The sequence below is a fragment of the Ralstonia sp. UNC404CL21Col genome, assembly GCF_000620465.1.
GTDB lineage: Bacteria > Pseudomonadota > Gammaproteobacteria > Burkholderiales > Burkholderiaceae > Ralstonia > Ralstonia flatus.
In genome coordinates, this window is sequence record NZ_JIBE01000003.1 from 1,525,516 (window position 1) to 1,538,074 (window position 12,559).

A 12,559-nucleotide genomic window follows, 5' to 3' on the forward strand; every position below is an offset into this window, starting at 1 on the left:
TACTCAGGTGTTCAGGTATTCAGGTGTTCTTGCCTTGCTGCGATCAGGGGTGCGGCGCATCGAGCCACGCCGCGAGCTTCGCAAACGCGGCCTCGCGCGCTGCCGGATCACCGCCGACCGTGACCGTTCCGTAGCGACGTCCCTTGGGGATGCCGTTGCGCTCCTTGATTGCTGCCGTGCCGTCGAAGCCGTGATACGCGCCGCCAAACATGTCCAGCTCGAAACGGGCTTGCGGTTGCCGCGCCAGTACGGCCGTCTGCAGCGCCTGGCAGTGATCGGCCGGGGTCCAGTCGTCGTTGCCGCCGGCCAGCAGCAGCAACGGCGCGTTGAGCCGATAGTCCGGCCGCTTCTGTGCCGACGCACAGCCCGGATAGAACGCCACCGCGCGATTGACGGCAGGCGTATCGGCCGGCCACGCCCGGCTGGCATCCACCGCCTCCAGCACGGCCTGCGCGCCGTTGGACCAGCCGAGCAGCACGATGCGGCGCGCATCCACGCCCGGCTGCCCCGCTACCCAGCGGATCGTGGCCAGCACGTCGGCGCGGCGCACGGCACCGTTGATATCGCGTGTGGCGGTGCGTTCGGTGCAGATGCCGTGCGGTTTGCCGCGCGGGCCGAAACTGTCCGGAAACACCACCGCGTAACCACGCGCGCCGAGCCACTGCGCATAACCGCGATAACGCGAGCCCAGCGCCTTGGCATCCGCCCCGGCCGGCGTATACAGGCCGCTGCAGCCGTGCAGCGCGATCACCACCGGCGTGCCGGTCGCGGGCGCCTTGACGGGCGACGCGACCCAGTAGGCAGTCAACGTTGGCGGCGCATCGTCGGCGTCTTTCACAGACGCACGCGGAATCTCCACCGTCTGTACGCCCAGCTCCGCCGATGACGGCGCACGCGCCGCCGGCATATCCGGCAGGGCGCCTTCAGCGTCGGGCGTTGGTTGCGCGAACGCGTGCAGCGCCAGGGCGCTGGTCAGCGCCGCCACCACGCGAAGCGATAGGCGCATCACCGGGCATTCCGGGCGCATTGGCCCGTTTGCGGGTCGAACATCACCGGCCAGGCTTCTTCATAGATGCCGGGCGTGCAATGCGCTTCGCAGTTGGCGTGTGCCAGCGTGACGCGGCGCGGGTCCTGCCAAACCATCAGCGTGCAATTGCCGTAGCGCTCGCGCAGCTCGATGCTGGGGCGGCGCTTGGTCTGCTGGAACGTCGACAGGTCGAACTGGCACGAGCCGCGCCGGCCGACCCACAACTGCCATTGCATGGCGCTGACGTTGTTGTCGGCCACCGTAAGCGTCGCCTGCTCGCGGAAACCGTCTTCTTCGGTCTGACTGCAGTAGCCGTTGATGTCGATGCGGCGGTCGGAAATCGGTGGCGGCTTCGACGGCCGGCTGATGCCGGGAATCGACGGCAGCGGAATCGGCACGCACGCCGCCAGCAGGCCGGCGGCAAGCGCCAGCCCGAGTGCAGTGCGGATGCGGTGGTTCATGCGTGCCTCCTGCATGGAGCGGAAACGTCGGTGCGGCTTCAAGCGGCCGGCTGGCGGTTGTGCCAGTCGGTCGTCTGCTGGAACGCATGCGCGATCTGCAGCATGCGTGCCTCTTCAAAATAGTTGCCGATGATCTGCAAGCCAACCGGCAGACCGTTGGCGCCGAAACCGGCCGGCACGCTCATGCCCGGCAGGCCCGCCAGGCTGGTCGACAGCGTGAAGATGTCTTCAAGGTACATCTGCACCGGATCGTCGCTCTTCTCGCCGATCTTCCAGGCAACGGTCGGGGCGACGGGGCCCATGACCACGTCGCACTGCGCGAATGCGTTCTGGAAATCCTGCGCGATGATCCGGCGGATCTTCTGCGCCTGGAGGTAATACGCGTCGTAATACCCGTGGGACAGCACATATGTACCCACCAGGATGCGGCGCTTGACCTCCCAGCCGAACCCTTCGGCGCGGGACTTGCGGTACATGTCGGCCAGATCGCGGTATTCCGCCGCGCGGTGGCCGTAACGCACGCCATCAAAGCGCGACAGGTTGGACGACGCCTCGGCCGGGGCGATCACGTAATACGTCGGGATCGACAGTTCGGTCTTCGGCAGGCTGATGTCGACCAGCGTGGCGCCGAGCTTTTCCAGCTCGGCCAGCGCGGCGCGTACCGTGGCGCGAACGTCGTCGGCCAGGCCTTCGCCGAAATACTCCTTCGGCAGGCCGATGCGCAGGCCGGCCAGCGGGCGCGCGGCATCGGCGCCTTGCAGCGGCTGGCCGAGCAGGCGGCCGAAGTCTTCCACATCGCCGCCGCGGCCGGGTTCCAGGCTGGTGGAATCACGCGGGTCAAAGCCGGCCATGGCAGACAGCAGCAGCGCGCAATCCTCGGCCGTGCGCGCCATCGGGCCGCCCTGATCCAGCGACGAGGCGAAGGCGATCATGCCGTAGCGCGACACGCGGCCGTACGTCGGCTTGATCCCGGTAATGCCCGAGAACGATGCCGGCTGACGGATCGAGCCGCCGGTGTCCGTTCCGGTTGCGGCGGGCGCCAGATCGGCCGCAACCGCCGCCGCCGAGCCGCCCGACGAGCCGCCCGGCACGTGCTCGAGGTTCCACGGGTTCTTGACCGCGCCGAACGCCGAGTTCTCGTTGGACGAGCCCATCGCGAATTCGTCCATGTTGGTCTTGCCCAGCGTCACCATGCCGGCCGCGCCCAGGCGTTCGACCACGGTGGCGTCAAACGGGCTGACGTAGTTGCCGAGCATCTTGGAGCCCGCCGTGGCGCGCCAGCCGCGGGTGACGAACACGTCCTTGTGCGCGATCGGCACGCCGGTCAGCGGCGCCGCGTTGCCGGCCGCGATGCGCGCGTCGGCGGCCCGCGCCTGGGCAAGCGTCGCCTCGGCGTCGACATGGGTAAAGGCGTTGAGGTGCGCCCCGGCCTCGATGCGCGACAGGTAGTGGCGCGCCAGTTCCTCCGCCGAAACCTCCTTGGCGGCGAGTTGGGCGGACAGGGCTTTGATCGTGGATGCGGTCATCGAATACGTTCGGATGGGCTGCCGGCAGCGGCCGGCGACGTCGAATGGAGTGGGCTCAAGACAAGCGCGGACGCGCCGTTTACGCGGATTGCCGCGCGTTACTCGATCACCTTGGGCACGAGGTACAGGCCGGCTTCGGTGGCCGGGGCGCATTGCTGATAGTCCGCACGGCGGTCGGCCTCGGTGACGGCATCGTCGCGCAGACGCTGGGCTTGCGCCTGGACCTGCTCGATCGGGTGGGCCATCGGCTCGATGCCGGTGGTGTCCACGGCCTGCATCTGCTCGACCAGCGAGAAAAACTGGTTGAGCTGGGTGAGGGTCTGGGCCGCCTCGCCTTCGGAGACTTCGATACGGGCGAGATGGGCGATGCGTTTGACGTCGGAGAGTTCGAGTGCCATCGGAGTGGGTCAGTGAGTGCGGCGGCGGGCGGGCAACGTGCGGCAAGCGACGGCTACTGCGCGCAAAATCCGCTCAGGTTGGGCGCTGACAGCGCCGATTTGCCGGAATTTTGGCGCCAAACGCCCGCGAAACGCTCGAATTATAAGGTATGATTGCCGACTAAATTTCTAAGTCAGCAGGCGACTTCGTGCAGTCACGGACCCTCTGATTAAGTACCCCGGGAACCTCCCGGCAGTCGCACCGTCAGCATCAGGCGACACTTAATCAAAGGTTCCTTGGGGGCCCCCTCTCCGGGCGGCCCAGCCTCGGCAGGATGGCCAGTGCCACGGCACCCCACCGTCGACCACCACGGAGCCCGCGACATTCCCGGGAGCGCAGTAGCAGGATCGGACCGCATGGCATGCCCTTGCGACGTCCGCGCGTTGGTGCAGCCGTTGCGCCGCAATCCTGCTGCTGGGTCGCCCATGACTCGAAAAACAGGATTCATTCGATGTTCGGCTTTTTGCGCAGCTATTTCTCCAACGATCTCGCGATCGACCTCGGCACCGCCAACACCCTGATCTACGTCCGCGACAAGGGCATCGTCCTTGACGAGCCGTCGGTGGTGGCCATTCGCCAGGAAGGCGGCCCGAACGCCAAGAAGACCATCCAGGCGGTCGGCAAGGAAGCCAAGCAGATGCTAGGCAAGGTGCCGGGCAATATCGAGGCGATCCGCCCGATGAAAGACGGCGTGATCGCCGACTTCACCGTCACCGAGCAGATGCTCAAGCAGTTCATCAAGATGGTGCACGACACCAAGCTGCTGCGCCCGAGCCCGCGCATCATCATCTGCGTGCCGTGCGGTTCGACCCAGGTCGAGCGCCGCGCCATCCGCGAATCGGCGCTGGGCGCTGGCGCATCGCAGGTCTACCTGATTGAAGAGCCGATGGCGGCTGCCATTGGCGCCGGCCTGCCGGTGTCGGAGCCGTCGGGTTCGATGGTGGTGGACATTGGCGGCGGCACCACCGAGGTGGGCATCATCTCGCTGGGCGGCATGGTCTACAAGGGCAGCGTGCGCGTGGGCGGCGACAAGTTCGACGAGGCCATCGTCAACTACATCCGCCGCAACTACGGCATGCTGATCGGCGAACAGACCGCCGAAGCCATCAAGAAGGAAATCGGCTCGGCCTTCCCGGGTTCGGAAGTGCGCGAGATGGAAGTGAAGGGCCGCAACCTGTCGGAAGGCATTCCGCGCGCCTTCACGGTGTCGTCCAACGAAATCCTGGAAGCGCTGACCGACCCGCTGAACCAGATCGTCTCGTCGGTGAAGATCGCGCTGGAACAAACCCCGCCGGAACTGGGCGCCGACATTGCCGAGCGCGGCATGATGCTCACGGGCGGCGGCGCACTGCTGCGCGACCTGGACCGCCTGCTGGCCGAAGAAACCGGCCTGCCGGTGCTGGTGGCCGAAGACCCGCTGACCTGCGTGGTGCGCGGCTCGGGCATGGCGCTCGAACGCATGGACAAGCTCGGCAGCATCTTCTCGTACGAATAACGGGACCATGCGCCACGCCGATCCGCGTTCCGCTGTTGCGGCCGATTTCGTGACTGCCGTCCTGGTCACGCCAGCCGCCTTCGCGGACCGCTGAGATGCGTCTCGCGCCGGTGCGCCGTGCTCCGCCCACCCAGGGCTTCGGCACCGCACCAGCGCCACACCCAATCTGTTGCCGGCAGGCCGTTGACCTTGACGTTGACCGTCACGCGTCTGCCGTGCCCATTTGAAGCGTCCGGGTCATGGATTACTCCCCGCCGCCCCTCTTCAAGCAGGGCCCGTCCGCCACCGCGCGGCTGGTCGCCTTGCTCGCGCTTGCGCTTGCATTGCTGGTGATCGATGCCCGCATGTCCGTGCTGGGCGTGGTCCGGCAAGTCGTGTCGGTCATCCTGTACCCGGTCGAGCGCCTGGTGCTGATTCCTCGCGATACGGCACGCGCCGCGCTCGATTACACGCAGTCGTCCACCAAGCTGGCCGTCGATAACCGCAACCTGCGCGAATCGGCCGTTGCCCAGGCGCAGCAATCGCTGCGCGCCTCGCAGCTCGAAGCCGAAAACCGCAATCTGCGTACGCTGCTGAATCTGAAGCAGCACGCGGCGGTGCCGACGGTGGCGGCGGAAGTCCTCTACGAAGCACGTGACCCTTATACGCAGCGCATCGTGATCGATCGCGGCTCGAAGGACGGCGTGCGCGCGGGCTACCCCGTCATCGACGACCGCGGCGTGGTCGGGCAGGTGACGCGCGTGTCGCTGTTCGAATCGCAAGTCACGCTGCTGACGGACAAAGACCAGGCGATCCCCGTGGAAGTGGTACGCAACGGCCTGCGCAGCGTGGCCTTTGGCGGCGCCCGGCCGGGCGCGCTGGACCTGCGCTTCATGGCCGCCTCGGCCGATTTGCAACAGGGCGACCTGCTCGTGACGTCTGGGCTGGACGGCGTCTATCCGGCGGGCCTGCCGGTGGCGCGTATTTCGCAGATCGAGCGCAAGGCTGATACCGCGTTCTCGCGCGTGATCTGCGAGCCGGTGGCCGGCATCCGCAGCAACCGGCACCTGCTGATCGTGAAGTACGAATCGGGCTTCCCGCCGCCGACGGATCTGTCGCCGCCGCCCGCAGCCAAGGGCAAGAACGCTGCCCGCGACGCCCGCGAAGAAAAGGACCGCGCCGCACGCGCCGCCGCCGAAGCCAATGTGCCGGCGCCCGCGCCGGCAGCCGAAGAAAACGCCCCGCCGCCGCGCCCGACCGACGCCGACGGCAATCCGCTGGACACCGATTCAGCGCAAAAACGCTGAAGCGAGGCCATCGATCATGAACTCGCCCCAATACCTGCTGCGCCCGGTCAACCCTGGCTTCATCGCGTTCAGCTTCGTGCTGGCGTTCCTGTTCAACCTGATGCCGTGGGGCCACATGCAGTGGATTCCCGATCTGGTGGCGCTGGTGCTGGTGTTCTGGAACATCCATCAGCCGCGCCGCGTGGGCATGGTGGTGGCTTTCCTGCTGGGCCTCCTGATGGACGTGCACGAAGCGCGTCTGCTTGGCGAACACGCGATGGCCTACACGATGCTGTCGTATTTTGCGATCACGATTCACCGGCGCGTGCTGTGGTTCTCGGTGCTGTCGCAGGCGCTGCACGTGCTGCCGCTGCTGGTGCTGGCGCACGCCGTGCCGATCGTCATCCGCCTGCTGATGGGCGCGCACCTGCCGGACTGGCAGGTCATCCTGCCGCCGCTGATCGAAGCTGCCCTCTGGCCGTTCGCCAACGCCTTCCTGCTGGCGCCGCAGCGTCGCCCGGAAAGCGTCGACGAAACTCGGCCGATCTAAGGCGGCCGATCTGATGCACCGCGCTATTCGCCTTCACCTGGCATGACCGAAATCCGCAACGTCGAACAGGAGCTGTCGCGCTTCCGCCTGCGGCTGGCGGCGGCCGCCCTGTTCGTGCTGGTCTGCTTCGGGCTGCTGCTGGCGCGTTTCTTCTGGCTGCAGCAGGTCAAGCACGAGCAGTACTCGGCCAAGGCGGAAGACAACCGCATCTCGGTCGCGCCGATCGAGCCCAACCGCGGCATCATCATGGACCGCAACGGCGTGGTGCTGGCGCGCAACTATTCGGCGTACACGCTGGAGATCACGCCGTCCAAGCTGCAGGACACGCTCGACAACACGATCGACCAGCTTGCCCAGGTGGTCGATATCCAGCCGCGCGACCGCCGCCGCTTCAAGCGCCTGATGGAAGATGCGCGCAGCTTCGAAAGCCTGCCGATCCGCAGTCAGCTGACGGACCAGGAAGTCGCGCGGTTCTCGGCGCAGCGCTTTCGCTTTCCGGGTGTGGACGTGCATGCGCGGCTGTTCCGCCAATACCCGCTGGGCGACTCGGCGTCGCACGTGATCGGCTACATCGGCCGCATCTCCGAGCGCGATCTGGACCGCATCGACAACATGAGCGATGCCAACAGCCAGCCCGGCGTGGCGTACGACCCGCGCAAGGATTCGAACAACTACAGCGGCACGGAATACATCGGCAAGGTCGGCATCGAGCAGAGCTACGAAACCGAGTTGCACGGCCTGACGGGTTACGAAGAGGTGGAAGTCAGCGCGGGCGGGCGCCCGATCCGCACGCTGTCGACCTCGCAGGCAACGCCGGGCAACAACCTGATCCTGTCGCTCGACATCAACCTGCAGCGGCTGGCCGAACAGCTCTTCGGCAACCGGCGCGGCGCCCTCGTGGCGATCGAGCCGGAGACGGGCGACATCCTCGCCTTCGTCTCCAAGCCGACGTTCGATCCGAACCTGTTCATTGAAGGGATCGACAGCGCGACCTGGAACGAGCTGAACAACTCGCCGGACAAGCCGCTGCTGAACCGCCCGCTGCGCGGCACGTATCCGCCGGGCTCGACGTACAAGCCGTTCATGGCGCTGGGCGCGCTGGAGCTGGGCAAGCGCACGCCGCAGTGGGGCATGGCCGATCCGGGCTCGTTCACGCTGGGCAACCACACCTTCCGCGATGACGTGCCGGGCGGGCACGGCTGGGTCGACATGTACCGCTCCATCGTGGCGTCGTGCGACACGTATTACTACCGGCTCGCCAACGACATGGGCGTCAATGCCATCCACGATTTCATGAAGCCGTTCGGCTTCGGGCAGGTCACGGGCATCGACATCGAGGGCGAGCGCACGGGCATCCTGCCGTCCACCGAGTGGAAGCGCAAAGCCTACAAGCGGCCCGAGCAGCAGAAGTGGTACGACGGCGAAACCATCTCGCTGGGCATCGGCCAGGGCTACAACAACTTCACCATCCTGCAGCTCGCGCACGCGATATCGACGCTGGCCAACAATGGCGTGGTGATGAAGCCTCACCTGGTGAAGGCCGTTGAAGATTCGCTGTCCAAGTCGCGCTCGCTGACGGTGCCGACCGAGAGCTACCGGATTCCGCTCAAGCAGGCCAACATCGACGTGATCAAGCGCGCCATGGTGGGCGTGAACCAGGCCGGCACGGCGGCCAAGGCGTTCATCGGTGCGCAGTATGTGTCGGCGGGCAAGACCGGTACGGCGCAGGTGTATTCGCTGGGCAAGAACGAAAAGTACAACCACCACGCCATCCCCGAAAACAAGCGCGACCATGCGTTGTTCGAGGCGTTTGCGCCGGCAGACCATCCGAAGATCGCGCTCGCGCTGATCGTGGAAAACGCGGGCTTCGGCGCTGCATCGGCCGCGCCAATCGCACGTGCGGTGATGGACTATTACCTGACCGGCAAGTGGCCCGCCGAGCTGGCTGCCACCGCGCCGAAACCTCAGCAGCAACCGCCGGTGGATACGCCGAGCGTGTTCTCGACCGGCAAGACGGCCACCATCGCGAGCGCAACAGCTGCGCCGCCGGTGGCTGCAGAGCCGGCATCCGGGGTGGCTGCCGCTTCGGGCGTGGCGGCTTCCGCTGCCGGTGCGACCGCCGCTTCGGCGCTGGCCGCGTCGTCGATCACGGCGGGCGCCGCACGCAGCGTGCCGCCGCTGTCGCCGGACTTGGTGGCGCCGGCCCTGCGCGAGGCCGGCACCAGCGCCGAGGCCGTCGCCCCGGCCACGCTGGATGCCCAGGTGCTGCAGGCGCTGTCGCACGCGCAACCCGCACCAGAACTGCCGCCGCGCGGACGAGGCAACGCTGCCGCACCGGCTTCGGCGCCGGCCACCGCCCCCAAGGGGGCGAAGGACGCCAAGCCCGGCAACAAGCCGGCACCGAAGCCCGCGCAGAAACCGGCCTCCAAGCCGGCCGCGCCCTAATATTTGCGCTTGAGGATTTCGCCATGGACAAACTGGACAAGCGCCGCATATTCAACGTCATCAAGTCGCTCTTCACGGGCTTTGACGGCCCGCTGGCGTTGATCGTCTTCCTGCTGCTCGGCACCGGATTGATCGCGCTGTACTCGGCCGCCATCGACATGCCGGGCCGGGTGGAAGACCAAGTCCGCAACATCCTGCTGTCGTTCGTGCTGATGTGGATCATCGCCAACCTGCCGCAGCAGACGCTGATGCGCTTTGCGGTGCCGCTCTACACCGTCGGCGTGGCGTTGTTGATTGGCGTGGCGGCGTTCGGGCTCATCCGCAAGGGCGCGCGGCGGTGGCTCAATATCGGCGTGGTCGTCCAGCCCTCCGAGATCATGAAGATCGCCATGCCGCTGATGCTGGCGTGGTACTTCCAGAAGCGCGAGGGCGTGATCCACTGGTACGACTATCTGGCGGCCGCCTTGCTGCTGCTGATTCCCGTCGGGCTTATCGCCAAGCAGCCGGACTTGGGCACGGCGCTTCTGGTGCTGGCGGCAGGCATCTACGTGATCTACTTTGCCGGGCTGTCTTGGCGGCTGATCGTGCCGGTGCTGGTGGTTGCGGTGACGGCGATCACGCTGGTGGTGTCGTTCGAGTCGCGCATCTGCGCACCGGGCGTGAACTGGCCGATCCTGCACGACTACCAGCAGCACCGCGTCTGTACGCTGCTCGATCCGACCACCGACCCGCTCGGAAAGGGCTTCCACACCATCCAGTCGATCATTGCCATCGGCTCGGGCGGCGTGACGGGCAAGGGATGGCTGAAGGGCACGCAAACCCACCTGGAGTTCATCCCCGAGAAGCACACCGACTTCATTTTCGCGGTGTATTCCGAGGAATTCGGACTGGTGGGCAACGGTGTGCTGCTGTTCCTGTACCTGCTGCTGATCCTGCGCGGGCTCTTCATTGCCGCCAATGCAGGCACGCTGTTCGGGCGCTTGCTGGCAGGGTCGATCACGCTGATCTTCTTCACCTACGCCTTCGTCAACATGGGCATGGTGAGCGGCATCCTGCCTGTGGTGGGCGTGCCGCTGCCGCTCATCAGCTACGGGGGAACGGCGCTCGTCACGCTGGGCATGGGCATCGGCATCCTGATGAGCATCGCCCGACAGAAACGCTTCGTGCAGACCTGACACCTGACAAACGAAACGGCCGCCAAATTCTGGCGGCCGTTTTGCTTTTCAGGCGGCGATGGCCTCTTCGCGCAGCAACCTTCGCAGCACCTTGCCCGTCGCGGTGGCAGGCAGCGCGTCGTGGAATTTCACGCGCCGCGGCACCTTGTACGGCGCCATGTTGTCGCGCGACCAGGCAATCAGCTCGGCTTCCGAGAGCGTCACGCCGCTCATCGGCACCACGTGCGCGCAGACGACTTCGCCCTTGTCGGGATCGGGAATGGGCGTCACGGCCACCTGGCGGATACCCGGGTGGCGCGACAGCAGCGCCTCGACCTCCTCCGGAAACACGCTGTAGCCCGACACCTTGATCATCTCCTTGATGCGGCCCTGCCACTGAAGGTAGCCGTCGGGCGAGACCTGGCCGATGTCGCCGGTGCGCAGGAAACCGTTGTGCAGGACGGCGCGCGTGGCCTCGTCGCGCTGCCAGTAGCCGCGGAACACGCCGGGGCTGCGGATGGTGATCTCGCCCGCCTGGCCGGGCGGCAATTCTGCGCCGGTGTGCGGGTCGACGATGCGTACCTCGGTCTGCGGGACGATCTTGCCGTGCCATCCCCAGCGCGGGGCATCGGCCGGCGTGATGGCGTCACAGGTATGCGTTTCCGACAGGCCGTATGCAGCTTCGTAGGTTCGGCACTGCGGTCCGGCAAAGGTCCGCCACTGCTCGGCGATCGCCTCCGTCAACGTCACGCCAAAGCTGGTGCATGGGTTGGTCACGAGCGATTCCATGCGGTATTGCGCGGCATCCGGGTGCGCCATCACCGCCAGGTTCATTGGCGTCATGCTGTACCACCACGTGACGCGGTAGCGGTCGATGGCCTGCAGCACGGCCAGCGGATCGAAACGATAGAGCAGGATGGTGGGCGCGCCGGAATACAGCATCACGTTCATGCCCATCAGCATGCCGGCAATATGCGACAGCGGCGCCACGGCGAGCAGCACGTCGGCCGCCTGGATGCCACCGACCTGCACCGTGACAGCCGTTTTGTACAGCGCGTTGCGGTGCGTCAGCATGGCCCCCTTCGGGCGGCCGGTGGTGCCAGACGTGTAGACCATCAGCGCCACTTCATCCAAGCCAACCTGGATGGCAGCCACGGCATCGCGCTCGGCCACATCCACGGGTTCGGCCATCAGCTGCATCAGGTCAAGCTGCGCGGCGCCCGGCTTGTTCTTGAGCGGCGGCGCAGACGAGGCATCGGCGGCAATCAGCTCGGGCGGCACGGCCAGCGCCTTGCGGCACGCCGGCTGCGAGGGCTGCAGATCGGCATAGCGCGTGGTGATGACGGTCGTGACCGACGTGCCGGGCCGGGCGGCCTCGACGATCGGCATCAAGTCTGCCGCGGCCACGAGGATCTTGGCGCCGGAATCGGCCAGTTGGTCGCGCAGTTCGTGTTGACGCGACAGCGGCCCGCACGGCACGACGATGCCGCCCAGCTTGGCCGTGGCCAGATGCGCAACGATGGCTTGCGGACAGTTGTGCAGAAACAGCGCAACGCGATCGCCGCGTGTCACGCCCAGCCGCCGCAACTGCACTGCCAGCCGCGTCGAGGCTTGGTCCAGCTCGCGCCAGCAGATCGTGCGGCCATACCACAACAGGGCGATGCGCTCGGGCGTTTGCTGCGCATGGTGGGCGCAATACCGGTGCAGCGGCATTTCGCCCGCCAGATAATTGACCGGTTCGCGGTTCTGGATGGTCATGTGGTGTCTCCTCGGCCGGCGGCCTCGCAAAGCGAGACATCGGCCGTGATGGCAGCCCTCGTTGCGGGGCGCTCATGCGGGTCAGGGTTCGCGGCATCCATCGTTCGAGTATGGCGAAGCCGTTTGGCCACCGCCGCACCGATTTGCGCAAGACCCTGTTCCACCCACGATTTGAACCGAACATGACGTCGCGCAAGACGAATCCCACAAAAATCTACCGTTCGGTATAGAGTCTCGGCGCAAATCTGCTACGGCGTCAATCGGTGAGAAGTCGGATACGCAGCCACGGCAATGAAACAGCGCAAACACAAACCCCGCCGACATTCTGACCTGAGCGTGCGCTCACATTCCGGGATCGCCCCTAGGCAGTGAATTGCTTGTGACAATATTAAATATTTGCTGTCATGACAGATTTGTTCTATTTTTGACAACAAATTATG

At 66.2% G+C, this 12,559-nt stretch carries 10 protein-coding genes; 5 read left to right on the top strand and 5 right to left on the bottom strand.

What is annotated here, in order from left to right:
- Nucleotides 1–43 precede the first annotated feature (43 nt).
- From N511_RS0107205 to gatC, 4 genes are all read right to left on the bottom strand, one after another.
- Nucleotides 44–1,006 carry a dienelactone hydrolase family protein gene (locus tag N511_RS0107205; RefSeq protein WP_051530854.1) on the bottom strand — a complete coding sequence of 321 codons (963 nt, stop codon included), beginning with the start codon at nucleotides 1,004–1,006 and terminating at the stop codon, nucleotides 44–46.
- On the bottom strand, nucleotides 1,006–1,488 hold the full coding sequence (locus N511_RS0107210; protein WP_027678679.1) for a hypothetical protein: 483 nt from the start codon (nucleotides 1,486–1,488) through the stop codon (nucleotides 1,006–1,008). The genes N511_RS0107205 and N511_RS0107210 overlap by 1 nt, the downstream gene beginning before the upstream one ends.
- A 38-nt stretch (nucleotides 1,489–1,526) precedes the next feature.
- The gene (gatA, locus tag N511_RS0107215; RefSeq protein WP_027678680.1) at nucleotides 1,527–3,014 is read right to left on the bottom strand and encodes an Asp-tRNA(Asn)/Glu-tRNA(Gln) amidotransferase subunit GatA; all 1,488 of its coding nucleotides are present in this window, start codon (nucleotides 3,012–3,014) and stop codon (nucleotides 1,527–1,529) included.
- 98 nt (nucleotides 3,015–3,112) lie between these two features.
- Nucleotides 3,113–3,412, bottom strand: coding sequence for an Asp-tRNA(Asn)/Glu-tRNA(Gln) amidotransferase subunit GatC (gatC, locus tag N511_RS0107220; protein WP_004628291.1), 300 nt, complete (start codon nucleotides 3,410–3,412; stop codon nucleotides 3,113–3,115).
- Between the two features lie 491 nt (nucleotides 3,413–3,903).
- On the opposite strand from gatC, the gene N511_RS0107225 reads away from it, so the two are divergent.
- The 5 genes from N511_RS0107225 (at nucleotide 3,904) to rodA (ending at nucleotide 10,382) form a co-directional block, all read left to right on the top strand.
- Nucleotides 3,904–4,947: a rod shape-determining protein gene (locus N511_RS0107225; RefSeq protein ID WP_004628293.1), complete on the top strand. Its 1,044-nt coding sequence runs from the start codon at nucleotides 3,904–3,906 to the stop codon at nucleotides 4,945–4,947.
- Nucleotides 4,948–5,186: 239 nt separating this feature from the next.
- The gene (gene mreC / locus N511_RS0107235) at nucleotides 5,187–6,233 is read left to right on the top strand and encodes a rod shape-determining protein MreC (protein ID WP_027678681.1); all 1,047 of its coding nucleotides are present in this window, start codon (nucleotides 5,187–5,189) and stop codon (nucleotides 6,231–6,233) included.
- A 16-nt stretch (nucleotides 6,234–6,249) separates the two neighbouring features.
- Complete coding sequence (gene mreD, locus N511_RS0107240; RefSeq protein WP_015856079.1) at nucleotides 6,250–6,762, top strand: rod shape-determining protein MreD; 513 nt, start codon at nucleotides 6,250–6,252, stop codon at nucleotides 6,760–6,762.
- A 42-nt stretch (nucleotides 6,763–6,804) separates the two neighbouring features.
- Nucleotides 6,805–9,207 (top strand): penicillin-binding protein 2, encoded by a 2,403-nt coding sequence (gene mrdA / locus N511_RS0107245; RefSeq protein ID WP_027678682.1) that lies wholly within the window; start codon nucleotides 6,805–6,807, stop codon nucleotides 9,205–9,207.
- A gap of 23 nt (nucleotides 9,208–9,230) precedes the next feature.
- A complete protein-coding gene (gene rodA, locus N511_RS0107250) occupies nucleotides 9,231–10,382 on the top strand; it encodes a rod shape-determining protein RodA (protein ID WP_037026347.1) in 1,152 nt (383 codons plus the stop codon).
- Nucleotides 10,383–10,430: 48 nt separating this feature from the next.
- Here the strand turns inward: rodA and N511_RS0107255 are convergent, their stop codons facing one another.
- Nucleotides 10,431–12,119, bottom strand: a complete 1,689-nt coding sequence (locus N511_RS0107255) for an AMP-binding protein (RefSeq protein WP_027678684.1) — start codon at nucleotides 12,117–12,119, stop codon at nucleotides 10,431–10,433.
- Between the last annotated feature and the right edge of the window lie 440 nt (nucleotides 12,120–12,559).